This window comes from Paenibacillus xinjiangensis (assembly GCF_059686975.1).
Window position 1 is genome coordinate 149,493 of the sequence record NZ_JCAALS010000009.1, and the last position, 25,900, is coordinate 175,392.

Sequence of the window (25,900 nt, forward strand, 5' to 3'; positions counted from 1 at the left end):
GTTGCATGTCCGAATACTTAACCTACTAGCTGCGATCCTTATCCTGTTAACTTTATCCGGGTGCTGGAGCAGCAAAGAGATTCAAATTCAAGCATATGGGACGGCCGTCGGAATTGATCATGTGAACAATGAGTTCGTCGTGTATGTGCAAATGCTGGATTTCAAAAGCATTGCGAAGATGCAGAGCGGCGGAACTAGCGGAGAGGCTTCTGTGTGGGTAGGCAAGGGCAGAGGCGCAACGTTCAATATGGCAGTCAATGATCTCTATAAAACGGTCCAGCTTCCTATTTCTTGGGGCCATATCACAGCCATCGTATTGTCAGAGAATGTACTCCGTATGCAAGACAACAATGTCGGGGAGATGCTCAACCGTTATCCAGAGGTTCGGTATAACGCATGGGTGTATGCGACAAAAGGATCGATCGAGAAGCTGCTTAGCGCAACACCGATGTTCCAGCTGTCCCCCCTTGTCTCCATCCTGCATAGTCCGCAGGACAATTACGAGCAGTATTCCATGTTCCCGCCTCTTCTTTTCTTCCAATACTTAGCTAATGTCAACGAGCCTGCTAGATCGGCCTACCTGCCGAGCTTAACACTCAACACCAGTCAATGGTCGGAGAATGACAAGAGCCATACGCTGCTTACGATTCATGGAGCTTTTTTTGAGGCGAATAATCAGACCAAGGGATTTCTATCCGCAAGCAAGCTTCAAGGGTACCATCTCATGCAAGAAACTATGCATCGTTCTCCATTAGAAATCGAACGCGATGGCGTCATGTACGGAGAAATCTCGATAGGAGAGCCTAAAATTAAAATAAAGCCGGTCATCCAAGGCTCGGATGTCAGGTTTCGGATTAAGGTCAAATACATATCCGCTATGTATGAATACTTGAAGCCTATCTCTAACGAAGGGATGACGAAGATCGCTGAAGATAGCATTAGGAGCCGTATAATGGAGTCTTATCAAGCAGGACTGAAGCTTGGCGTCGATATTTATGGACTAGAGGAAACACTGTATCAACGTAACCCTAGCTTGTGGAAGAAGCTGACGAATAATGGCCAGCATCTGCTGCTCAATGAGCAATCGATCGAGAAGCTCGACATCAATCTCAATATTTTGTACAACGGCAAATTCAAACGAAGAACCTAAGACAGCAGCCCCATTGTTGCTCTGCTGTCTTAGGCTCCTGCTAGATGCTCCAGTTATGCCACTCCTGCTGTTTCTTATCCAGTCCAGTCAGCCAATCCGCTGTGACACGAATCGCTTCTTCTTGGTGCTGTCTGGAGGAATAAGTGTGATTCGCTTGAAAAATTATTTCTTTGTCGCATAAGCCTTCGCTGCGTGTCCAGAACACCTTCTGATAGAGGAAGCTGTAGTCGACGGGAATCAACTCATCACTTGTACCATGGACAATAAGCACCTCTCCTCCGAAGCGAGTTGCCGCTTGGAATGGCTGATGCTGCAGCAGCGATTCGAAGAATACCGGCTGCAACGAATATCCGCTGTGATCAGAGGTGCCTGTCTTCACGGCTTCGTCGTAGCTGGAGCGGCCTACAATCCGAACGATGTCATTGAACGGGTACGCCACAGCTGACCACAGAATGAGTCTTTTTACCCTTTTATCCTTCACGGCAGTCATAATCGCTACCGCTCCGCCAAGGCTATGGCCAAGCAATACGATCCTCCGTGGATCGACGCAATCCATGCTCGAAATATAATCAATCGCGGCTCGTGTCTGGTCGACCATACTGTCGAAGCCAAGGGCTCCGTAGTCGCCTGTGCTCTCACCGCATCCGCCATAATCGAATCTAAGAACATAAGAGCCTTGCTCTGCAAGCGCCCGAGCAGATTTAACGAATAACCGATCTACGCCTATGCGGCTGCCAATAAAACCGTGGCAGATAATGATTGCTTGTCGCTTCGTATTATCATCCTGCCCTGCATGGTCTGTAGGATAATGAAGTGTAGCAGCAAGCTCAAGTCCTTCATGACGCAGCACCAAATGTTTTTCCAATGACATGACCTCCTGCAGTAAAAAGCTCATCTTATAATTATTAATTCCTACCCGAATACTATGAATTATATTAAAAATAGAATAGCATCGACAACCCTCATGTGTCAACACCATTTCCTATTAATCATTCCATTGCCGTAAAGTGAATAGTCAAGCCTGCTCAAGAACACCCTAATGGCGAGGATATTATATCGACCCTATAACGAAGGAGCTTACGTCTCATGCCATTATGGATTGAATGGTTAGTTGATCATTGGCTGTCTGTTATGATCATTGCCGGCGCTGTCATCGCTGCACTATATGTGCTGTTCAACCGCGATATGCTGTTCTCCAAGGATTAGCAGAAGTGTGGAGAGCAGCAGAGGCTGCACTACTCCGCACTATTGCTATTGCTATTGCTATTGCTAATCGGAAGCTTAATCTTAATCACGGTTCCCGCTCCAGGCTCGCTGTCTACCGTCAGCTCTCCACCATGCAGCTCCGTTATTTCCTTGCAGAGAGCAAGCCCGATTCCGCTGCCGCCAAGCGCCGTATTTGCCTTATAGAATTTCTCTGTCACATGAGGCAAATCCTCCGCAGCAATACCAACGCCTGTATCGGCTACCGTTAGCAGAGCGTAGGTTAGCTCTATGGTGGTGCTCACGTGTATCGTGCCTCCGACTGGCGTGAACTTGAAGGCATTATCAATCAGATTGATAATAACCTGCTTAAGCCTATTGGCATCCCCATCAACGAATATAGGGCTTTTCCCTATCGATGCCACCAGACGTACACCCGTCTTTTGTTCACGAACAGCGAGCTGATGGACCGTCTCCCTTACCGGACTGTTCAGATCCAGCAGCTCCGGATGAAGCTCCATACTGCCTGCAGACAGCTTGGAGAAATCGAGCAGATCCTCGACTAAGCCTGACAGACGCTCGGTTTCATTGCTTATAATATGAAGTCCAAGCTTCATCTCCTCATCATTGGCAGGGTCGCCTTCCTTGAGCGTTTCACTCCAGCCTTTGATGGAGGTGAGCGGTGTTCGCAGCTCATGAGAGATGGAGGAGATGAAGTCATTCTTAAGCTTCTCCCGCTTATTGAGCTCAACGACCATCGTATTGAACGTCTCCGACAGCTGACCGATTTCATCATTGCTCCGTTTCACTGCCCGCCTTGTCCAATCTCCATCCGCCATATATCGCGCTGCACGAGTAAGCTCTTGTATCGGGCCGACAATTTTCGTAGCCAGCCATAGACTTAGGCCTAAGAACAGCAGAATAACAGCGAGTCCCACGAAGACCGTCATTTGGAGCAGCTGATTGACCATTGCATCGATCTGACTCAAGGATGCTGAGTAGCGCAGCAAAGAGACGACCTTGGTATCATTGAAAACCGGTATCGTAACCGAGGTTACCCGCTCCCCATAATACGGATCATCTCCCTGCCAAGTGCCTGCTGCTCCGCTGATCGCCATTCGCACATCAGGTGTCGAATACTTCGTATTTTCTGTGAACCCGTCAGAATCCATTCGGATTGTTCCGGCATTATCGAGCAATTGCAATTGAACATCACGCTCTACCATATACTGAAGCATATATTCAGCTTGGTCATGCACTTTAAGCGAGGATAACGAGCGGCTGTGAACGGTAAGCGCCGATACGGCACGCTGCTTCACCGTGCTCTGAGCACTGCCGTAATAATAATTCCATATGAGCGATACGAATAGGACGCCAAGTACAGCTACGACAAGAACAATCAGCAGCAGATAGCTCCATACCATTCTCGTTTTCAGACTTTTCATCTGCCCTCGCTCCGTTTCCACCGATATCCAAGTCCCCATACTGTCTCTATAAAAGCAGGCTCCGATGGATTACTCTCGATTTTTTGCCGAATTCGCCGGATATTCACGTCAACAACCTTCAAATCCCCGACATAATAACGGCCCCATACCTCGGTCAATATGACATCACGGCTCACATTCTTGCCTTCGCGCTCCATCAACAGCCTAACGAGCGTCCACTCGGTTGGAGTCAGGACAATCTCCTCATTATCCTTCCATAGCTTGCGCTCAGAGACAGACAATCTGAATCTGCCGATTCGCAGCTCGTCCTCATCCTGCTGAGCATGCTGCTGAGGAATAGGAGTCTCCTGTGGGGCCGCATTGGTCGAGATCGAGGTTGAAGCTGATGATGGCGAGAGCACTGAAGAATCTGCCGACTTCATTCTGCGATGGAGCGATTTAATTCGGGCAATCAGCTCACCTGGACTGAAGGGCTTCTGAACGTAATCGTCAGCTCCAAGCTCAAGCCCATGGATTTTGTCCTCTTCCTGTGACTTGGCGGTGAGCATGATAATGCCCATGCTCGGGTAGAGCTGCCTCAGACGCTCGCATACCTCAAATCCACTAATCGTTGGCAGCATCACATCGAGCAGTGCTATATCGAATGGTCCCTCCGTCTCAGCAAGCAGCAGCGCTGCCTCTCCATGATCAGCCTCGATGACCTCCATGTCGTTGCGCTTAAGATTAATTCTTATAAATCCACGAATGGACTCTTCATCCTCTAACAATAAAATACGCATAGTTCACCCGCTTCATCCCGTTAGTCCGTTAAGTAAAGCTACTCTTGAATGAGATGGAATAATTGGTCCAGCTTATCTTTCTCCTGCAGCATCGCTTCGAACGCTTGCTGATCCGTCGCTGACAGCCCTGACGGGGGCTCCGCTATAAGATTCACCGAGTAGACGAGTCCGCCGCCCGTCTTCAGCACATGAATAGAGCGCCCCTGCTCCTTCCACATCGCCTCAACCTCTCCCCATAATTGCTGGGGCACACCGTACAGAGTCGCCAGCTCGGTCTTGAAGCTTGTCTCTGCATTCCAATATTCGACGGTTACAATCCCGTAATCTTCTTCGCCTTCTTCCACTTGAGGGGCACGCAGCGTATAATGCCCGCTCCACTGCTTCGGAATAGTGAAGCTCAGTCGATGGGCGTAGTTGCTATACTCTTCTTTGACAGCTCTAAATCCACCCTTTCCATCCCATTGCACCCAATCGTTAATAAAGATCGTCTCTGCATAGGATAAGTCCGAATATCCGGGTGCCTCTCGCGGTTTCATAAGCTCAATAATGCCATCACCGTTGACATCCTCACTCTTAACTGGGGTAATCGAAATTTCTACGTCCTCCTGCTCATTCTGAGGTATGGCTGTAGGGTAGACTAGTCTAAGCTTCCCGTTATCCCACGCGTACATGGCTGTATACATCGAGTGTGCTCCCAGCGAGGCCTCCACGACAATGCCGTGCTGGCGGGGCGATACCTGGCCGATCAGCATCCGATCATATCCATCCACGTAAGAATACAGCTCCAGCTCCTGAAGCTGACTAAGCTCCCCGTCTTCCCAGTCATAGAGTGTAAGCCGATAGCGCGGCGCTTCGATATCCTGGATCATGCCATCCGAGGATATAACAGCCAGCTCCACTTCCCCATCTCCATTGATGTCACCCATATCGGCATATACGTACGGAAGAGATTTCATCGGCTGCAGCGCAAGCTTCCCATATTCATTGCGCTCAGGCTTCGTCTGAAAAGAATAATAGTCCACCTGATTCGGACTCTCATAAGCGCCTATCCACCCAATCGCAAGCTCTATCTGTCCATCCTTATTGAAATCGCCCAGCTGTATCCAGTCTATCTGACGGGCCATGGCTTGCTGAATGAACACCCAAGGCTTCCACACTCCCGAGACGAACCTTAATACCATCAGCTCCGGCGAGCTATATTCATTGTAATAGGATACGATGGCTTCCTGAACACCATCACCGTTCAGATCTGCTTGGCGTACCGCACCCTGCTTGTCCTCACGCAGCGGCAGTGTAAGCTTCCCATACTGCGGCAGTGAATGATTAACCACTTCCATGAGTGCTTCCTTATCCGGCGACATTGTCGGCTTCATTAATAGATCGCTCGGTGCAGCCGTATATCGGCATCCAGTCGCGAATAGACAAAGCAAGGCGGCCGCGAGAGCCACCCTGCTTATTCTTGATATGATCAAAAGGTCAGCCTCCTATCGTAATTGATCGGCTGTAACGAATGTATAACCCATTTTACGCAAATCATCGATTACGTCTGGCAGCATCTGAACGGTATGCGCTATGTTCTTGCTGCCGAAGGAATGCATGAGGATAATGCTGCCAGGCTTCGTATTCTTCTTAATGTTCGCTCTCATATCGGCTATCGATGTTCCCGCCCAATCGCGCGTATCCACATCCCACCCTATGAGCTCTCTGTCTAGGTTATCCAGAACGTTCCTCAACGTGTCCGACACGGAGCCGTAAGGAGCTCTGAACAGCTCTGGTGTGAAGCCGACTGCTTCTTGAATCATCTCATCTGTTTCAGTGATCTCTTCTAACACTTCAGCATTAGTAAGCTTAGCTAGATTTTTATGATTAGCCGAATGATTGCCAACAGCATGCCCTTCCTCTACAATACGCTTCAGAACGTCAGGATCCTTCTTAATTTGCTGGCCTACGACAAAAAATGTCGCATGCACATCCTTATCCTTCAATATATCCAATATTGCAGGTGTATAACGGCCATCTGGTCCATCATCGAACGTAAGTGCGACAACTTTCTCCTCTATCGCCGGCTTTTCTGTCGGCTGCGGCTTCACCGTCTGTCCCGGCTTCTGCGTCGGCTGTGGCGAGACCGCATCAGGATGATTGGAATCAGGCTCTTGCTTCGTGTCGTCTACTGCGATAATCGTCTTATCCGGCGGCCGTGGATAATCCACCAGCACACCTTCCTCTATCTCTACATCAACGGGCTTCTCGCTGACAGCCTTACCATTCCCTATCGATATGGGAAGCAGTGAAGACATTCCGAACGAATAACCGCTGCTGTAGCCTCCCAACCATACTGCAGCTGCAACAACCATAACCATGACCCCAACCATACGACGACGACGAAGCTTCCTTTTTCTCCAATCCATCACTCTCACCTTTCTATTTCCTGCTGATAGATTCATCCTACAGGATTGATAGAGTTAGTGAGTTACAAATAAGTTACACCTGCTGCAAAATTCGTCTTATATTGACAATGAGCTGCGACATCCGTAATCGTTAGCAGCGTAGACGAAATCTATTAGCCTGCGTTATTTAACGATCCGAATCATAACCACTCCTCCCATTAGACAAAAAGACACCCAAACTAGCAAAGCTAGTTCGAATGTCTATGGTCAGCAGAATCAGCACCGCTGCATTCTACTATAATGGTTAACCCTTGAGTGCTTTGGCAGCAATGTCAGATCGGCTGTGCATCCCATCAAAATGAATGACACTTACCGCTTCATAGGCACGAGCACGTGCTTCTGCGATATCTTGACCGCGGCCAACGACACCGAGAACTCGTCCACCGTTCGTGACGATCTGTCCATCCTTCTGTGCTGTACCCGCATGGAATACTAGCGCCCCTTGCGCTTCAGCAGCTTCAAGCCCTTCAATGACGCGGCCTTTCGGATAGCTTGCTGGGTAGCCTTCAGATGCAACGATGACGCATACTGCTGCTTCTCCACTCCATTCCAGATCAAGCTGATCCAGTCTGCCGTTCAAGGAAGCCAATACGATATCAACAAAGTCTGTCTTCAATCGAGGCAGGACAACCTGTGTCTCTGGATCACCCATACGAGCATTGAATTCAATCGTTCTTGGGCCATCCTTCGTAATCATTAGACCTGCGAACAGTACGCCGCGGAACGGACGCCCTTCGCTAACCATCGCTTTTGCAGTAGGTATGATGATGTTCTCGATTGATTCATCGACGATAGACTGCGCAATATGCGGAAGCGGGGAATACGTGCCCATACCGCCAGTGTTCGGTCCTTTATCGCCGTCGAATACGGGCTTATGATCCTGTGCAGGCACCATAACCTTCACTGTCTCACCGTCAACGAAGGCAAGAATAGACATTTCTTCGCCAACCATGAATTCCTCGATAACGATCTGGTTGCCAGCGTCTCCGAACACTTTATCGAGCATCGCATCCTTCAGCGCTTTCTCCGCTTCTTCAAGCGTTGCAGCAACCGTGACGCCTTTGCCTGCGGCTAATCCGTCTGCTTTGATAACAATTGGCAAAGCCTGCTCTCGCAGATAGGAAAGCGCCGCTTCGTATTCAGTGAACGTCTCGTACTTCGCCGTCGGAATGTTGTATTTCCTGAGCAGGTCCTTCATGAAGATTTTGCTGCCTTCAATTTCAGCCGCTGCTTTGTTCGGACCGTATACTGGAATGTGATGCGCCTCGAATGCATCGACAATGCCTTCAGCAAGAGGATCGTCTGGACCAATGATGACGAGGTCGATCGCTGCGTCCTTCGCGAACTGAACGAGCTCATCGAATTGGTTCACTTCAATCGGAACACATTCTGCTAACTGAGCGATGCCGGCATTACCAGGTGCACAAAAAATCTCTTTAGCCTTCTCGCTTTTCTTCAGCGCCCAGACGATTGCATGCTCGCGTCCGCCTCCGCCTACTACTAAAATCCTCATGATTTGAAATACCCCTCCTGCTACAAATTACAAGTCTTAATGCTTAAAGTGTCTTACGCCTGTCAGTACCATAGCAATCCCGTTAGCGTTAGCTGCGGCAATCGACTCTTCATCCTTGATGGAGCCGCCGGTCTGAATAATCGCCGTAATGCCAGCTTTGGCTGCAAGCTCAACCGTATCTCCCATTGGGAAAAAGGCATCTGATGCCAGTACGGAGCCTACTGCCTGCTCGCCTGCTTGCTCTATAGCGATGCGTGCTGCGCCAACGCGGTTCATTTGGCCTGCGCCAACACCGATAGTCATGTTGTTCTTAGCTAGCAGAATCGCATTCGACTTCACATGCTTCACAACCTTCCAACCGAACAGCAGCTGCTTCAGTTCTTCATCGGTTGGCTTGCGATCCGTTACGAATTGCAGATCAGCTTCAGTGAGGCTGCGTACATCGCTCTCTTGTACGAGCATGCCGCCGTCAACCGTCGTAAGCAGCCACTCCGGCTTGCGCTCAGCAGCAGATGCTGACAGCTCTCCGAGCTTCATCAGACGAATGTTTTTCTTCTTCGTCAGAATTTCAAGCGCTTCTGGCGTGAAGTCTGGCGCAATGATGATCTCGAGGAAAATCTGGCTAAGCAGCTCAGCCGTATCCGCCCCGATTGTACGGTTAGCAGCAACAATACCGCCGAAGATCGAGGTAGGGTCAGCTGCGTATGCTTTTTGATACGCTTCATGGATGTCAGCGCCGATACCTACGCCGCAAGGGTTCATATGTTTAACGGCTACGACAGCCGGCTCATCGAATTCTTTCACGATAGCAAGCGCAGCGTTCGCGTCGTTAATGTTATTGTAAGACAGCTCTTTGCCATGCAGCTGCTCAGCAGTCGTGATATTGCCTGCAGCAGCCAGCGGCTTGCTGTAGAATGCAGCCTTTTGATGCGGATTCTCGCCGTAACGAAGGTCCTGTACCTTCTCATAAGTAACCGTATAGCTCTCAGGAAGCGGCTCTCCAACCTGCTTCGACAGGTAATCAGCAATCAGGGAGTCGTACGCAGCTGTGTGACGGAATACTTTGGCAGTCAGGCGTTTGCGAGTCTCAAGCGTCGTGTCGCCACCAGCTTTCACTTCTTCAAGGACGGAAGCATAATCAGCAGCATCTACGACAACAGTAACGAAAGCATGGTTCTTCGCCGCAGAACGAAGCATAGTCGGTCCGCCAATATCAATGTTCTCGATTGCATCTGCATAAGCAACCTCCGGATTCGAGATCGTCTGCTTGAAAGGATAGAGGTTAACGATAACGAGATCGATGTAATCAAGACCAAGCTCTTGCATGACTTTCTGATGCTCTTCATCATCACGTACAGCGAGCAGTCCGCTGTGTACAGCCGGATGAAGCGTCTTCACGCGGCCATCTAGAATTTCGGGGAATCCGGTTACATCGGAAATGCCAATGACTGGAATGCCCTCTTTCTCAAGCAGACTGAACGTACCGCCCGTCGAAATAATTTGCACGCCTTGATTGGCAAGCTCACGGGAAAACTCTACAATGCCGGTTTTATCAGATACACTAATTAACGCTCTACGAATTGCCACAGTCGTTACCCTCCTCGAAATAATTGCATCCTGTTTGTTATCTATTCAAGCCCCAATATGGGATTGCTATTTGTAAAATAATGCTGCGGCCCATTAAGGCGCAACTAAGGCTGTTTTCGGCCTTAGTTGACGCTTTTCGCTCGCTCGAGCACGATCTAAGGTCGTTTTCGACCTTAGATCACCGCTTGGCGCACGCGGCGCAGCCGTTACACCGCAACTAAGGTCGTTTTCGGACTTAGTTGACGCTTTTCGCTCGCTCCAGCGCGATCTAAGGTCGTTTTCGACCTTAGATCACCGCTTGGCGCGCACTGACGGCGCGAAGCTGCCGCACGCGAACCCTGCAGGCAGCCAGCAGACGCCTTAGCTGCCTTGCACCGTCACATGGCGCCCGTCCAGCTGGACGCGGCCATGTGCGATATGCTGCACGACCTGCGGCAACAGCTGCTGCTCGGCCGCATGGATCCGCTCGCCGAGCGACGCTTCCGTGTCGCCCGCCAGCACTTCAATAACGCGCTGCGCGATGATCGGTCCGCTGTCGAGGCCGCCGTCCACATAGTGGACGGTGATGCCTGTCAGCTTAACGCCGTAATCCAGCGCCTGCCCTATGCCGTTCACGCCGGGGAATGCCGGCAGGAGCGATGGATGAATGTTAATCATCCGGCCATAGAAGGGCTCGACCAACACCGGCGTGATGATCCGCATATAGCCCGCGAGCACAACCAGCTCAACGCCTCGCCGCTCTAGCTCTGCCAGGATATCCGTCTCATAAGCCTCACGAGACGGATATTCCTTAGGCGTGAACACGAATAGGTTCACGCCAGCCTTCCTTGCCCGCTCGACTACTGGAGCGGATGGCTTATCACAAACAAGAAGCTCGATGGTTGCATCGAGCCTTCCTTGTTGCACCGCATCGATCAGGGCCTGGAAATTCGTTCCTTGCCCTGATGCGAAGACGGCTAAACGCAATTGTCTCATTACACTTCCGCCCCCGTGAACGTAACGATTCGGCTTCCTTCCGTTACAGTTCCGATACGGTAAGCCTGCTCGCCAAGCTCAGCGGCAATGCGAAGCGCCTCTTCTGCTTGATCAGCTGAGACTACTACGATTAGTCCGATGCCCATATTAAAAGTCGTGAACATGTCACGGTTCGTAATCTCACCTTTGTCCTGCATCAGCTGGAAAATAGGAAGAATCGGCCATGAGCCATATTCGATGTCCACGTTAACGCCCTCTGGCAGTACGCGAGGGATGTTCTCGATAAAGCCGCCGCCTGTAATATGCGCCATGCCTTTTACATTCACTTGCTCAATCAGCTTAAGCGCTGATTTCACGTAGATGCGAGTTGGCTCGATTAGAACGTCGCCGAGTACCGCATCCCCCAGCTCAGGAAGCTTCTGGTCCAGCGCATAGCCGCTCTCTTCAAGGAGGAGACGACGAACGAGCGAGAAGCCATTGCTGTGAATACCGCTTGATGCGAAGCCAAGCACAACATCACCAGCAGCAATCGTCGTGCCGTCGATAATTTTCTTCTTGTCCACTACGCCAACCGTGAAGCCAGCAATATCATACTCATCGCCTTGGTACATACCAGGCATCTCTGCTGTCTCGCCGCCAATGAGCGCGCAGCCAGCTTGTACGCAGCCGTCCGCGATTCCTTTGACTACGTCTTCGATTTTCTCAGGAACGACTTTGCCGCATGCCAGATAATCGAGGAAGAACAAAGGTTCAGCGCCCTGAACGATAATATCGTTCACGCACATCGCAACCGCGTCGATACCGATTGTGTCATGCTTGTCCATTGCAAAAGCTAGCTTCAGCTTCGTGCCGACTCCATCTGTTCCTGACACGAGTACAGGCTCTTCGTATTTATTCTTATCGAGGCCGAACAGGCCGCCGAAGCCACCCAGATCCGTCAACACTTCCGGACGGAACGTTTTCTTGACATGCTTCTTCATCCGCTCGACCGCTTCATTGCCAGCTGCAATGTCGACACCGGCCTTTTTATACGCTTCTGCCACTTCAGTCAACCCCTTTTTATCATTACCGCTAGTATTCCTGTCAGCGGGCATTCTATTAACAGCTGCAGCTCTTATCCGATTCTTCATCAACAGGCGTTGGGTAATCGTTGTCGAAGCAAGCTAGACACATACCGCGGTTATAAGCCCCGTCATTGCCGCCTACTGAATCCACGAAGCCATCATTGCTGAGGAAGAATAAAGAGTCCGCATTAATCATATCGCATATTTCCTGAACCGTTCTGGAGGAAGCAATCAGCTCCTTACGGTCAGGGGTATCGATACCATAGTAGCAAGGGTTCTTGAAAGGCGGCGATGTAATCCGCACATGAACCTCAGTCGCTCCAGCTTCACGCAGCATGTTGACGATCCTACGCGACGTCGTGCCGCGAACAATGGAGTCATCGATCATCACGACCCGCTTGCCTTCAACGACCTTGCGAACGGCGGACAGCTTCATCTTAACGCCCTGCTCACGAAGCTCCTGCGAAGGCTGGATGAAGGTCCGTCCGGTATATTTATTTTTGATCAGGCCAAGCTCGTAAGGAATTCCCGTCTGCTCCGCATAGCCGATAGCTGCTGAGATACTTGAATCCGGTACGCCCGTTACGATATCTGCATCGACGAAGGATTCCATCGCCAGCTGCTTACCCATCCGTTTGCGTGCAGAGTGAATATTGATTGTATTAATATCGCTGTCTGGTCTTGCAAAATAAATATATTCCATCGCACAGGTTGCCCGGCGCGTCACTTCTGCATAACGATCCTCGCGCATGCCGTCTTTGTCGAGATACAGCAGCTCGCCTGGCTGAACATCGCGCACATATTCTGCACCGATCGATTCGAATGCGCAGGACTCGGAGGAGAACACATAGCCGTCGCCGATTTTGCCCATCACAAGCGGACGTAGTCCGTTCGGATCTGAAGCAACGAGCAGCTTGTCATTCGTCATAATGAGGAAGGCAAAGCCGCCAATAATGCGCTGCAAGGCTTCCTTCGCTGCTGTCTCGAAATCCTTCGGAGAACGAGCGATAAGATGCGCAATAACCTCGGTATCACTGGAGGTCTGGAAGATCGAGCCTTGGCTCTCCAGCTCTTTGCGAATTTCCGGAGCGTTCACAATGTTACCGTTCGTCGCCACAGCCAGATCGCCATCCCGATAGCGGAAAATAAGCGGCTGCGCATTCGCAAGCTTGCTCTCCCCCGCGGTGGAATAACGGACGTGTCCGATCGAGCGGTCACCCGTCAAGGAAGAGATCCGATCTTTATCGAATACTTCCTTCACAAGTCCCATGCCGCGGTGATAAGCGAATCGGTTGCCTTCAGTCGTATCAACTGTGCAAATTCCGGCGCTTTCCTCACCTCTATGCTGCAGAGCATGTAGGCCATAGTAGGATAAAGACGAAGCGTTCGGGACATTGAAGACCCCGAACACACCGCACTCCTCACGCAATTTATCAAAAATATCGTCACGGCCGATACCTTCGTTATAATGACTACCCGTCCACAGTCGCAGATGGTTTATTTCATCAGACATGGAATCGCATCCTTCCAGACCTTCTCCAGTTGTTGTACCGGCGCCTGAATACCGGCTTTGCCATTAATGTTAACGGTCAGGCTGCTGCCCTCTACCTTACCAATTACCGTATTCACTACACCTTGCTCGCTCAGCAATGCTTGCAGCGCAGCTGCTTGCTCCGGCTTCGCGGAGAGCAGAATACGCGATTGCGATTCACTGAACAATACATGGTCTGGACGAAGGTCCGTAGTCACGTTCACTACTGCACCAAGGCCGCCGCCGCTAATGCTGGATTCTGCAAGAGCAACCGCAAGGCCGCCTTCAGACAAGTCATGCGCAGATGCAACCAATCCTTGTTGAATAGCGCTCAGCACAGTTCCAAGCATTTTTTTCTCAACTGCAAGATCAATCTCTGGAGGACGACCAGTCGCTGAGCCATTCAATACGTACAGCAGCTCGCTGCCGCCGAACTCCGGCTTCGTCTCGCCAACTAGAATAATAACGTCTCCTTCTGACTTGAAGCCTTGCGTCGTAATATGATCTATATCATGCACCAAACCAACCATACCGATTACTGGCGTTGGGTAGATGGCGCCTTTGGCATTCTCATTGTACAAGCTTACGTTACCGCCGATTACCGGTGTATCAAGCACACGGCAGGCTTCTGACATGCCGTCAGCCGCTTTCTCGATCTGCCAGAACACTTCTGGCTTCTCTGGGTTACCGAAGTTCAGGTTATCTGTAATCGCTAGTGGTTCAGCACCGGAGCATACGATATTGCGAGCCGCTTCAGCAACAGCGATCCGTCCGCCTACTTCTGGATCGAGGTATACATAACGACCGTTGCAATCCGTGGTCATCGCAAGACCTTTGCGCGTACCGCGAATCGTCACGACAGCAGCATCGGAGCCCGGTTGTACAGCAGTGGATGTACGAACCATGTAATCATACTGGTTGTAGACCCACTCTTTGCTTGCCACAGTAGGTGATGCCAGAACTTTCTCCAAAGCGCCAGTCAAATCTGTGATCTCAGGGAAAGCCGCTGTATCAACAGCAGCATTCTCACCATAGTAAGCAGGCTCTTGCGATGGCTTCTCATAGACTGGACACTCATCAACAAGCGCTGTAACCGGCATGTCAGCCACTTCTTCGCCTTTGTGGAACAAGCGCAGACGTCCATCATCCGTTACTTTGCCGACCTTCGCACAGATAATGCCCCAACGTTCAAAAATCTCCTTCGCTTGCGCTTCATGCTGCGGTTCAACGACGAACAGCATACGCTCTTGCGACTCAGACAGCATCATCTCATAAGGAGTCATGTCTGTCTCACGCTGTGGCACTTCATCCAGGTACAGCTCAAGGCCGTTGCCTGCTTTGGAAGCCATCTCTGCACTAGAGCATGTAAGACCAGCTGCGCCCATATCTTGAATACCAAGCACAATGCCGGAATCGATCAGCTCAAGCGTTGCTTCCATAACCAGCTTCTCCATGAATGGGTCGCCTACTTGTACCGCTGTACGGTTCTCTTCCGATTCCTCGGACAGCTCAACCGATGCGAACGTCGCACCGTGAATACCGTCGCGACCTGTAGCTGGGCCCACATAGAATACCGGGTTGCCAACACCTTTGGCTACACCGCGCTGGATTTTGTCATGATCGATCAAGCCTACGCACATCGCATTAACGAGTGGATTGCCTTCATAGCTGTCATCGAACATTACCTCACCAGCAACTGTTGGAATGCCGATACAGTTACCATAGCCTGCGATACCGCTAACGACATGCTCGAACAAATATTTGACGCGGTCATTCTCCAGGTTGCCGAAGCGCAAGCTGTTCAGCAGTGCGACTGGACGTGCTCCCATTGAGAAAATATCGCGGATAATGCCGCCTACACCAGTTGCAGCGCCTTGGTAAGGCTCAACGGCGGAAGGATGGTTATGGGACTCGATTTTGAATACAACCGCTTGATTATCGCCGATATCCACGATGCCTGCGCCTTCGCCAGGTCCCATCAGAACGCGTGGTCCTGTAATAGGGAACTTCTTAAGAATCGGCTTGGAGTTTTTGTATGAGCAGTGCTCTGACCACATAACGCTGAATACACCGATTTCAGTGTAATTAGGCTTACGACCGAGATGTCCGCAAATAAGCTCAAATTCATAATCTGTAACACCGAATTGCGTGTAAATGCGCTGATCCGCGATTTGCTCCGCTGTTGGTTCCTTAGCTGTTAACTGCTGCGCCATGTTGTTCCCTCCATGCATTCAAAATCGATGTAAACATCCGTTTGCCGTCTTCCGATCCAAGCAATTGATCAATCGCACGCTCTGGATGCGGCATCATGCCTACTACATTGCCAAGCTCATTCGTAATTCCCGCGATATTGCCTACTGAACCGTTCGGGTTCGAGTCTCCTGCATAACGGAATACGATCTGATCATTCGCTTCAAGCTTCGCAAGCGTCTCGTCGTCGCAATAGTAGTTGCCTTCGCCATGAGCGATAGGAATATTGATGATCTCGCCTGGTGTATATTGATTCGTGAACGCTGTTTTGTTGCTAACCACTTCAAGAGGGGATTGATGACAACGGAACTTCAGGCTGTTGTTGCGGATAAGCGCACCTGGCAGCAGGCCAGCTTCCGTCAAGATTTGGAACCCGTTGCAAATGCCAAGCACGAACTTGCCTTCATTTGCCGCTTTGATCACTTCATTCATAACAGGAGCGAACCGGGCAATAGCGCCGCAGCGCAGGTAGTCGCCATAAGAGAAGCCACCTGGCACTAGAATCGCATCATAGCCGGACAGATCCGTTGCCGTATGCCACACATAATCGACTTGCTCGCCAATCGTATCTTCTACCGCCTTGTAGCAGTCAATATCACAGTTGGAACCGGGAAATACAATTACTGCAAATTTCATCGGTTATCCCTCCAGCTCAAAACGGTAATCTTCAACAACCGTATTCGCGAGAAGCTTCTCGCACATCGCTTTGACGCGTGCTTCTGCTTCAGCGCGGTCAGTCGTGTCAAGCTGCAGCTCAAGGTATTTGCCAATGCGAAGCTTATCCACTTCGTTAAAGCCCATGGTGTGCAGTGCGCCTTGAACGGCTGTACCTTGTGGATCCAATACATTTTCTTTAATAGTGACGTAGACGATTGCTTTCATAGTGGCCTCCTGAGAATGTGAGTTTTCCGGATAAGAGTTGAATGGTGGAAAATGTCTCGGTCGCTTGGTCGCAGGAGTATCTGACTCCGTCGCTGTTGATCCAGGGAAATCTGATTACACCTACATAAGGTGATTTCCCTGGATCAAAGGCGAGCGCTGACGCTCTCCGTCAGATACCCCTTGCTCCCTTGCTTTCCATTTTCCTCTATTCAAAAGCCTTCCCCGGGTGAGCGGTGAAGCATGTGAACCATGGCTTGCTTACTTCGTTCGCAGCACCTTGCTGCCTTTTTCGCTGCTTAGGAGTCCAAGAATAAGGCTTTTTTTCGCCTTATTCTTAATTCCAGCAGCAACTTCGTACAATTTAAGGCTGTTATCCGCCTTATAGCGGCTTTTTCCTTCGCTTGCTGCGTCTTAGCCGCATGCTTAAGGCTGTTTTCCGCCTTATTCCCATTCACGGTTACAATACCGTCCGCTTTAAGACTGTTTTTCGCCCTATAGCGTAGCGGATTAGCAGCTCTATACGCCGGTTAAACGGCGATATATATCAAGGTAGCGCTCTGTTGTCTCAGCGACGACGGATTCAGGAAGCGGTGCTGGCTTGCTGTCACGATCCCAGTCGGAACCAAGCAGATAAGTGCGAACCGGCTCTTTATCCATGCTGTCGATCTCGATATCCAGCGCATAATTGCTCTCCGCCCAGAAGCGCGAGGAGTCAGGGGTGAAGATTTCGTCGATCAGAATAACCTTACCGTCAATCAGACCGAATTCGAATTTGCAATCGGCTAGGATGATGCCGCGCTCTGCGCAATAAGCATGAGCGAACTCATACAGCTTAATACTGCGATCGCGAAGCTCTTCCGCAAGCTCAGCGCCTACCAGCTCCTGCATCCGCTCGAACGGGATATCCTCATCATGACCAACATCGTTCTTCGCCGCAGGCGTGAAGATCGGCTCCGGGAACCGCTCATTCTTGCGCATGCCAGCTGGCAGCTCAATGCCGTTGATCGCAGACGTCTGTTGATATTGTCTCCAACCGCCGCCAGTGATATAGCCGCGCACCACGCATTCAATGTCTATGCGTTCCGCTTTGCGTGTCACCATAATCCGATCCTTCAGCAGCTCCGGCGCAGTAATGATAGCTCCGAGCTTCTCCACATCGGTATGCACGACATGGTTAGGACCAAGAGCAGCCGTCATCTCGAACCAGTAGGCCGACAGCCTGTTGAGGACATTGCCCTTCTCTGGCACCGCTGGGTCGAGGACGTAGTCGAATGCCGAGATCCGGTCCGTTACGACGATCAGGTAATGCTCGCCAAGATCGTATAGCTCACGTACTTTCCCTTTGTACAGCAGCGGCGCTTTGATATATTCGGCAGCTGTGGACAAAGCTTGCGATTGTGCAGTCATCCTAGTTCCAATCCCCCTTAGTTAAGTCCAAGACGCGTGAAGATCGTATCCACATGCTTCAGATGCCATGATGGATTGAAGCAATCATCAATTTCTTCAGCCGACAGCAGGCTCGTAATTTCCGGTGTTGACTCCACAATATCACGGAATTGGCGCTGCTCTTCCCAAGCCTGCATCGCACGTGGTTGAACCGTATCGTACGCCTGCTCACGGCTGAGCCCTTTATCAATCAGCTTCGTCAGAACGCGGCCGGAGAACGGTACGCCGAACGTGCGCTGCATGTTGCGTTTCATATTCTCTGGGAACACTTGCAGGTTGTTGATGATGTTGCCCAGGCGATTCAGCATGTAGTTCAGCAGCATCGTTGCATCCGGCAGGATGACACGTTCTGCGGAGGAATGGCTGATGTCGCGCTCATGCCACAGCGGAACGTTCTCGTAAGCCGTCAGCATATGTCCGCGAATAACGCGGGACAAGCCGGAGATATTCTCGCAGCCAATCGGATTACGCTTATGCGGCATAGCCGATGAACCCTTCTGGCCCTTCGCGAACGGCTCTTCCACTTCACGGAATTCACTCTTCTGCAGAGCGCGAATTTCAGTTGCGAACTTATCAAGCGAGGATGCTACCAGAGCAATAGTCGCCATGTATTCCGCGTGACGGTCACGCTGCAGCGTTTGTGTCGAGATTGGAGCTGCCGTAATGCCGAGCTTCTTGCATACGAATTCCTCTACGAAAGGATCGATGTTCGCGTAAGTGCCGACAGCACCGGAAATTTTACCGAATTGTACATTGTTCGAAGCGTGCTCGAATCTCTCGAGGTTGCGCTTCATTTCTTCATGCCATAGTGCCATCTTGAGACCGAATGTCGTCGGCTCCGCATGAACGCCATGCGTACGGCCCATCATAGCTGTATCTTTATATTGAATCGCCTTCTCGCGAAGAATTGCGATGAAGCGCTCGATGTCTTTTTTGAGAATGGCATTCGCTTGCAGCAGCAAGTAGCCCGTAGCTGTATCTACAACGTCAGTTGAAGTCAGGCCGTAGTGCACCCATTTGCGCTCAGGTCCTACAGTCTCGGAAACCGCACGTGTGAAAGCAATAACGTCATGACGCGTCTCCAGCTCGATTTCATAAATGCGGTCGATGTTGAAGCTTGCACCCTTGCGCAGCTCCTCTACGTCTTCCTTCGGAATAACGCCTAGCTCGGACCAAGCCTCGCAGGAGCATAGCTCAACCTCCAGCCAAGCTTTGAATTTATTCTCTTCCGTCCAGATTGCTCTCATCTCGGGTCTACTGTAACGCTCTAACATGCTTCTGTTCACACCTTCCAAATAGTTGTTTCTTCTATCCACTGCAGAGCAGCGTCTACATTGTCAGCCAGCACATTCACATGCCCCATCTTCCGTTTGTGTACAGCGTCCTTCTTGCCGTACAGGTGAATCTTAGGCGCAGCACCCAGACGATCCGCGGCTTCATCACGGACTGCCATTCTAGTCAGCAGCGGCTGGACATGCTGTCCCAGCACATTAACCATAACGACTGGCGTCAGCAGCTCGGTATTACCAAGAGGCAGGTTGCATATCGCTCTCACATGCTGCTCGAACTGCGAGGTCCGGCAGGCCTCCATCGTATAGTGCCCGCTATTATGCGGACGAGGAGCCAGCTCGTTCACGAACAGCTCTCCATCCGCCGTTAAGAACAGCTCCACTGCAATCAGGCCGACTACACCAAGCCCTTCCGCAATTTGAATTGCGAGCTGCTCAGCCTCCCGCTGTACGCTTGCAGCGATACGAGCAGGAACGATCGATAGATGAAGAATGTTATCGATATGAATATTTTCCGCAGCAGGGAACGCTTTTATCTCCCCCTGAGGGCTTCTTGCTGCAATAATGGATAATTCTTTGTCGAACTTGATGAATTGCTCCAGCACCAGCTCTGTTCCAGCACGGCTGAGGGTATCATAAGCTTCATCAATCTCATCGAAGCTGCGAAGCACCCACTGGCCTTTGCCGTCATAGCCGCCAGTCGCCGTCTTAAGCACGCATGGCAGCCCGAATCGCTCTGCCGCTGCCCGAAGCTCGTCGCTGCTGCGAATCTCGCTATAAGGAGCAACCTTCACGCCTGCCGCCTCAATCGCCCGCTTCTCGCGCAGCCGATGCTGCGTCGTATATAGCAGCTCGCTGCCTTGCGGAACGTAGGATTCCGCCATCAGCATAGCGGCTACATCGGCATCCACGTTCTCGAACTCGTACGTGATAACGTCTGCACGCTGTGCGAGCTGTCTAGCTGCATCATGATTGTCATAAGCAGCTACGATCTGCTCTGCCACTTGTCCACAAGGCGCATCTGGTGTTGGGTCGAGCGCCACGAAGCGATAGCCCATCGCGCTGCCTGCCTGTGCCATCATTCTGCCAAGCTGTCCGCCTCCGAGAATACCAATCGTACTGCCGGGAAGCAGCTGCTTGTCCAACTCAGCCGTCATAACGTTTCACTGCTTTCCAGCACTTCCTGCTTAATCCGCTCCCTGCGAGCTTCTACTCTGGCTTGCACTTCAGGATCGAACGCACCGAGCATTTGCGCAGCAAGCAGTCCAGCGTTCGTGCCTCCTGCATTGCCAATTGCAACCGTAGCAACCGGAATGCCGCCTGGCATCTGTACAATAGACAAGAGTGAATCCAGACCGCTGAGACTCGAGGACTTAACAGGAACGCCAATAACCGGCAATAGCGTCTTTGCAGCTACCATGCCGGGAAGATGCGCAGCTCCGCCCGCCCCCGCGATAATGACCTTAAGTCCACGCTCTGCCGCTGATTCCGCATATTCGAACATTAAGTCAGGTGTACGGTGAGCGGAGACAACCTTTTTCTCATAAGGAATTTGCAGCTCTTCCAATACGTCGCAGGCCAGTTTCATTGTATCCCAGTCAGACTTACTGCCCATGATGACGCCTACTTTCGCAGACATGCGCTCAAACCTTCTTTCATCTATAAAATGTGAATGTCCTCTAGGTGGTCAAGCCCGCCTGTCCTCCAACAGAAAAAAGCCCGGGTAGCAACGTAGAAGAGATATCATACGATTGCTTCGGACTCGAGCAGAAACGCAAGACTGTTGTCCAGAGAGCGGACGAACAAATGCGTTGCATAAGATGGAATGTGTACCAGTATGCGTGCAGCCTCGCTTCTCTGAATTGCAGAAGTGAAGACAACACAAGGCTGCCCCGAAGGGCAACCTGTCATATCATTCCATCATGCTTGCTCGTAGTCCGAAAAATATGGTTTTCGGGTAGAAACTTTCGGGCCAACCCCGAGGATATACGAGTGTTAAGCTATTGCGGCGGAAGCTTCCGCCTTAACCTATTCTAGTTTATCCAATCCCCTCATAACTGTCAATGAAAGAAGAATAAAATACGAACATTTAATTGACATCATTTGAAAAAAGTTCGTCTCTGCACCATCCTGTAACCAAATAACACCTCAGCTCGTTTAAAAATGTAGATTCTTGCTGTATTCCTTTAACGGATTAACGTAATCGTTCAAGTTCAAAAATCTGCCTCTAATCGCTTAAGTGAATAACCATCTTTCCCTACCTTCTTAGTTGGTTAAGGCCATGACCTACGCTCAAAAGCAGGAGTACCCGAATAATAGGACCACTTTGAGTTAAGTTCCCTCTACATGCTGAATAGATTAATCGTAAGGGACGGAAAAAGAGGGGTGGTCCGAAGATGATAATCCATACTGTGCGAAGAGGTGACACCATATGGCGTCTGGCACAGCAATATCAAATAGAGGTAGACCCTATTCTAGCCGCCAACAGCATAGCTCCAGTCCATACCGGCAATCTGGTTGTCGGGCAGCCCCTCATCATTCCAATTCAAGCTGTTCATCATAGTGTAGCTCCCGGAGAAACCATATATTCCATCGCCCAGAGATATGGCGCTACGCTGCAGGAGCTCGCTAGGGTCAATCATATTCACAATCCAGCTCTCATTAGACCTGGTCAAATCCTGCAGATCCCCCAGCCCTTCAAACCATTCATTGAAGTGAATGGCTATACGGAGATGTTCAGCCGCGAGGGTGCAGCTCTAGTCGCAGATATAGGCGGATCCTTAACCTACCTCAGTCCATTCAGCTATCAAGTCGGCAGAGACGGCTCGCTGACCGCCCTTGATGATCATGCGCTCATCCAAGCTGCCTATCAGAAGCATGCAGCACCCATGATGGTTATAACGAACTTCGAAAGCGATGGGTTCAGCTCCGAGCTGGCGCATGCGATTCTAACCGATGCGGAGCTGCGGAATCGGCTTATTGCCAATCTGCTGGCGCTCATGCTTGCCAAAGGCTACCTCGTTCTTAACGTTGATTTCGAATATATATATCCTGCTGAGAAGAACCTCTACAATCTATTTCTTCAACAATTAGTCCATACTCTGCACCCCTATGGCTTTCTCGTATCATCAGCGCTAGCTCCTAAGCTGACAGAGGATCAGCAGGGCACTTTATATGAAGCGCTGGATTATGCTGCACATGGGCGGATTGTTGATTTTGTCATTCTCATGACCTATGAATGGGGCTGGCCTGGTGGTTCTCCGCTTGCCATAGCTCCACTGAATGAAGTCGTCAAAGTGCTCAATTATGCGCTTACTGTTATTCCAGCGAGTAAGGTTGTGATGGGGATGCCGATATACGGCTATGATTGGACACTTCCCACCGGTCAAGAGGACAGCTGGGCGGCTACAGTTAGTCCCACGGACGCGCTTCAGATTGCAGCCAGGTATGGGGCGGAAATTCAATATGACAGTCAATCGCAGTCTCCCTACTTCCACTATTATGATGAGCAGGGACGTGAGCATAGCGTATGGTACGAGGATGTACGAAGCGTGCAGGCCAAATACAATATCGTTAAATTATATAAGCTAAGGGGAATCAGCTACTGGGTGCTAGGCATGCCGTTTCCTCAGAATTGGATTGTGCTTAACAGAAATTTCCGTATCAAAAAACCAACCTAGCCATTCAATTGACTTATGCCGGAGCTGTTGAGCGGCATCATCAGCGTATCAATGGAACCCTCATCATCTCTCCATACGGGGCCTTAAGTTCTCAGAAAACACGGTGTTGCGAGAACAGCAGACACCATTGCTAATACAATTAAGCGATGTTAGTCACTATTTCCCCCTGCTCCGGATGCATCAGCATCCTTTATCCATCTTTCCTGTACAAAAGAGCCGGTGAGAAGTTTGCGTCCGTCGCACTCTTCTCACCGGCACCCTTCTTCCTATCCTACTCATATAATCGTTAAAGCTTTTTGTAGATTACTCCCAAGCGATCGAGCTCTGTAGCCGCTCTTCCATAGAACCCAGCAATATACCAGCCTTCTGGGGCCGTATAGGTTATCGTATCTGTTTTCGTCGTTCCTCCAGATAGCTGCTGTCCCTTGTTCGTAGTGAACTGGGCATAAAAGATTCGGTCAGAGCCATTCCTTGCTGCCTTATGCAGTTCCACCGACTTCACATATTCATCACTCGCAAGCGTAATGCTGCTCTCCGTGGCTGTGCCGCCTTGGCTTAGTGTGTTTCCATCGTCGAAGGTCAGCTTCAAACCGTCCACCCGAGCTCCGCTATACAGGCTCAGCTTCGTTATTCGAGAGCTCGCAGGCAGATGTCTTAGCTGGTTGAACGGCGTCCCGCCTGTACCTCCGAATACATCACTCAGCTTCCACTGACTCGATACGGTATAGCTGAAATTGACATGAATCGGGTAATGATCGGACAACTGGCTGCCGCTTGCATCCACAAACTTCGTATCTTCAAGCCGGTACGAGGTTGCAGAGAGCGTTACGGCTGGGCTGCTGCGATAGAACACTTTATCAACGACCTCATAATTCGGTCCATTCTTATCCGTTCCATCCATTAGTGCAGGAGAGCCTAGCAGCGGGATGCTGCCTCCGCGCACCTTCTCAATCCATACATCTGTAAGGCCTGTTGCTGCCGTCATCTCCGCCAGGAGGTCGGCCTCACGGGTATATCTTGTATTCGTATCACCATAGACGATGACCGCATTGCCATCAGAATATTGGCCAATATACGTATACAGCTGACGAATATTATCTGCACGGGCAGCCATTGATCCAGGATCAACATCTGCATCCGTGTGCAGATTGTACACATCGACGTAGACACCATCTTCCAGCTTATGTCTGCTTGCAGTAAAGCCTTTCGGCGTTAGCTCATCGTTGCCGGAGTCGAAGAACCCATAGGCCTTGTTCCACTTCACCCTGACGAAATCGGAGAACGGAAATTTGGACAATGTATTGAGTCCACTTCCGATTGCTGCTCCGCCGCTAGTCGGCGTTTTGTAAGCATGATTAGCTAATGAGTATAGATCGGCATGATAATTAAAGTCTTCCTGAACGTTCACGATATCGTAGTCATTAAGCAGCGGACTGATCTTCACTGTATTCACAGCTGGATTCCCACTTGAAATAATGTCAGGCAGACCGCTCACATTGTACGATAATACCGAGAATGTGCCGCTCACTGCCTCTTCCGCATACACTGGCTTCGCCTGCGGAGCAAATCCGATAACTAGTAGTAACGCCAACCCTGACCCCATAAGCTTCTTCAACCGATTATTCATCTTCACAACCCTTTCACCAGGTTACTGGTTAATTTTGTGGCTTTATTGAATTTCTCCGGCGTGCATTTGTCTTTGAGTTCGTTACTTTGATTAGAGCAGCGTCGATGATGGCTATGAAGTTACGAAGTACGTCTCATCTTCGGTACAGCTGTATGGGTACCAATAATCAGACAAGACACTACCATTTCGTGAATATGGACACCTAGAACATTATGCTTCATCCGATTCGCATCTTGGACATTGTCTTACAGCCCAAATCATCATGCCATGGCCGATGTCATACCTAAGTAGTAAGCGCACCTTGCAGCGAATCAATAATGTAATCCGCTTCCTAAAGCGTAGGAATCTGATAGCATCTTGATCTTGTCTCAGTCCCGATTCCTATGTCTTCGTGTCCTGCTCATGATAAATCCCTTTCAGTTCTTGGTCGTCGATATTGTGGGGGGAAGGGTACCTCGCCTGGATGCATCACCCCCTTTGGAACCATACCTTATGCCATGCTCCACCGTGCGGATGAGCAGCTCTATTACGCGCTCACGCTTTTCTTTGTCCTTCCCCCTATTCCTCTCATGCTTCACGAACAGTGTGATAGATAGTTTCCGAAAATTAACAACAAATCTTGATTTTTAGCAATAATAGCACTTTTTTTCTGAATAGTATGATAATTTATTGTTAAAGCCGATTCATGTCACAATAGTAACCCTGGTTGTCGTAATCTTTTTCAATATGAACTGACAGAATTCATGCTAGAATGAGTCCAAGTTACAGATTATGACTGGAGAAATTACGATGTGAGGCAGAGAAAGCTGCTCTTCAATTCGGATAGAAGGCGGCTCCTTCGAGCATCGGATCGCTGCTATACGCCATGATTCCCATCCGGATGGATGCAAGGCGATTCATATTAATCTGCTGACCCCATTCGACCGTACGTTCACCATCAGCTGCACTTAGTCCATCTATCCAGCACCACACAAAAAAGAAGCATCCCTGCCTTTTGTACAAAGGACAGGAATGCTTCTTTTGAATGTCTAT

General features: G+C 50.3%; 21 protein-coding genes and 1 riboswitch. Of the genes, 2 read left to right on the top strand and 19 right to left on the bottom strand.

From position 1 onward, the window contains the following. The first annotated feature begins 1 nt into the window (after position 1). Positions 2-1,150, top strand: a complete 1,149-nt coding sequence (locus tag AC6ESP_RS11425) for a Ger(x)C family spore germination protein (protein ID WP_497096850.1) — start codon at positions 2-4, stop codon at positions 1,148-1,150. Between the two features lie 40 nt (positions 1,151-1,190). Here AC6ESP_RS11425 and AC6ESP_RS11430 read toward each other — a convergent pair whose 3' ends face one another. From AC6ESP_RS11430 to purE, 17 genes are all read right to left on the bottom strand, one after another. Further along, positions 1,191-2,015, bottom strand: coding sequence for an alpha/beta hydrolase (locus AC6ESP_RS11430; protein WP_497096851.1), 825 nt, complete (start codon positions 2,013-2,015; stop codon positions 1,191-1,193). 370 nt (positions 2,016-2,385) lie between these two features. Next, positions 2,386-3,798, bottom strand: a complete 1,413-nt coding sequence (locus tag AC6ESP_RS11435) for a sensor histidine kinase (RefSeq protein ID WP_497096852.1) — start codon at positions 3,796-3,798, stop codon at positions 2,386-2,388. After that, positions 3,795-4,577, bottom strand: a complete 783-nt coding sequence (locus tag AC6ESP_RS11440) for a response regulator transcription factor (RefSeq protein WP_497096853.1) — start codon at positions 4,575-4,577, stop codon at positions 3,795-3,797. The genes AC6ESP_RS11435 and AC6ESP_RS11440 overlap by 4 nt, the downstream gene beginning before the upstream one ends. Before the next feature lie 38 nt (positions 4,578-4,615). After that, positions 4,616-6,049, bottom strand: coding sequence for an FG-GAP repeat domain-containing protein (locus AC6ESP_RS11445; protein ID WP_497096854.1), 1,434 nt, complete (start codon positions 6,047-6,049; stop codon positions 4,616-4,618). A gap of 12 nt (positions 6,050-6,061) precedes the next feature. After that, positions 6,062-6,985: a polysaccharide deacetylase family protein gene (locus AC6ESP_RS11450; protein ID WP_497096855.1), complete on the bottom strand. Its 924-nt coding sequence runs from the start codon at positions 6,983-6,985 to the stop codon at positions 6,062-6,064. A 283-nt stretch (positions 6,986-7,268) separates the two neighbouring features. Next, a complete protein-coding gene (gene purD / locus AC6ESP_RS11455) occupies positions 7,269-8,537 on the bottom strand; it encodes a phosphoribosylamine--glycine ligase (protein ID WP_497096856.1) in 1,269 nt (422 codons plus the stop codon). A gap of 36 nt (positions 8,538-8,573) precedes the next feature. Further along, positions 8,574-10,124, bottom strand: a complete 1,551-nt coding sequence (gene purH, locus AC6ESP_RS11460) for a bifunctional phosphoribosylaminoimidazolecarboxamide formyltransferase/IMP cyclohydrolase (RefSeq protein WP_497096857.1) — start codon at positions 10,122-10,124, stop codon at positions 8,574-8,576. A gap of 360 nt (positions 10,125-10,484) precedes the next feature. Next, positions 10,485-11,099 carry a phosphoribosylglycinamide formyltransferase gene (purN, locus tag AC6ESP_RS11465; RefSeq protein ID WP_497096858.1) on the bottom strand — a complete coding sequence of 205 codons (615 nt, stop codon included), beginning with the start codon at positions 11,097-11,099 and terminating at the stop codon, positions 10,485-10,487. Further along, a complete protein-coding gene (gene purM / locus AC6ESP_RS11470; RefSeq protein WP_497096905.1) occupies positions 11,099-12,142 on the bottom strand; it encodes a phosphoribosylformylglycinamidine cyclo-ligase in 1,044 nt (347 codons plus the stop codon). Before purM ends, purN begins: the two co-directional genes overlap by 1 nt. Before the next feature lie 55 nt (positions 12,143-12,197). Further along, entirely contained in the window at positions 12,198-13,676 is a 1,479-nt protein-coding gene (gene purF / locus AC6ESP_RS11475) for an amidophosphoribosyltransferase (protein WP_497096859.1), read from the bottom strand. Next, positions 13,661-15,907 (bottom strand): phosphoribosylformylglycinamidine synthase subunit PurL, encoded by a 2,247-nt coding sequence (purL, locus tag AC6ESP_RS11480; RefSeq protein ID WP_497096860.1) that lies wholly within the window; start codon positions 15,905-15,907, stop codon positions 13,661-13,663. Before purL ends, purF begins: the two co-directional genes overlap by 16 nt. After that, positions 15,885-16,580 (bottom strand): phosphoribosylformylglycinamidine synthase subunit PurQ, encoded by a 696-nt coding sequence (gene purQ, locus AC6ESP_RS11485; protein WP_497096861.1) that lies wholly within the window; start codon positions 16,578-16,580, stop codon positions 15,885-15,887. The genes purL and purQ overlap by 23 nt, the downstream gene beginning before the upstream one ends. Before the next feature lie 3 nt (positions 16,581-16,583). Beyond that, a complete protein-coding gene (gene purS, locus AC6ESP_RS11490) occupies positions 16,584-16,826 on the bottom strand; it encodes a phosphoribosylformylglycinamidine synthase subunit PurS (RefSeq protein WP_497096862.1) in 243 nt (80 codons plus the stop codon). Positions 16,827-17,342: 516 nt separating this feature from the next. Continuing rightward, on the bottom strand, positions 17,343-18,233 hold the full coding sequence (locus AC6ESP_RS11495) for a phosphoribosylaminoimidazolesuccinocarboxamide synthase (RefSeq protein WP_497096863.1): 891 nt from the start codon (positions 18,231-18,233) through the stop codon (positions 17,343-17,345). A gap of 17 nt (positions 18,234-18,250) precedes the next feature. After that, positions 18,251-19,546 carry an adenylosuccinate lyase gene (gene purB, locus AC6ESP_RS11500; RefSeq protein WP_497096864.1) on the bottom strand — a complete coding sequence of 432 codons (1,296 nt, stop codon included), beginning with the start codon at positions 19,544-19,546 and terminating at the stop codon, positions 18,251-18,253. 8 nt (positions 19,547-19,554) lie between these two features. Beyond that, entirely contained in the window at positions 19,555-20,718 is a 1,164-nt protein-coding gene (gene purK / locus AC6ESP_RS11505) for a 5-(carboxyamino)imidazole ribonucleotide synthase (RefSeq protein WP_497096865.1), read from the bottom strand. Continuing rightward, positions 20,715-21,200 carry a 5-(carboxyamino)imidazole ribonucleotide mutase gene (purE, locus tag AC6ESP_RS11510; RefSeq protein WP_497096866.1) on the bottom strand — a complete coding sequence of 162 codons (486 nt, stop codon included), beginning with the start codon at positions 21,198-21,200 and terminating at the stop codon, positions 20,715-20,717. The genes purK and purE overlap by 4 nt, the downstream gene beginning before the upstream one ends. A gap of 274 nt (positions 21,201-21,474) precedes the next feature. Further along, positions 21,475-21,573, bottom strand: a riboswitch (purine riboswitch). A gap of 384 nt (positions 21,574-21,957) precedes the next feature. On the opposite strand from purE, the gene AC6ESP_RS11515 reads away from it, so the two are divergent. Then, positions 21,958-23,241, top strand: coding sequence for a glycoside hydrolase family 18 protein (locus tag AC6ESP_RS11515; protein WP_497096867.1), 1,284 nt, complete (start codon positions 21,958-21,960; stop codon positions 23,239-23,241). 286 nt (positions 23,242-23,527) lie between these two features. On the opposite strand, the gene AC6ESP_RS11520 is transcribed toward AC6ESP_RS11515, so the two are convergent. Beyond that, on the bottom strand, positions 23,528-24,868 hold the full coding sequence (locus AC6ESP_RS11520) for a jacalin-like lectin (protein ID WP_497096868.1): 1,341 nt from the start codon (positions 24,866-24,868) through the stop codon (positions 23,528-23,530). An 813-nt stretch (positions 24,869-25,681) separates the two neighbouring features. After that, the gene (locus AC6ESP_RS11525; RefSeq protein WP_497096869.1) at positions 25,682-25,840 is read right to left on the bottom strand and encodes a hypothetical protein; all 159 of its coding nucleotides are present in this window, start codon (positions 25,838-25,840) and stop codon (positions 25,682-25,684) included. Between the last annotated feature and the right edge of the window lie 60 nt (positions 25,841-25,900).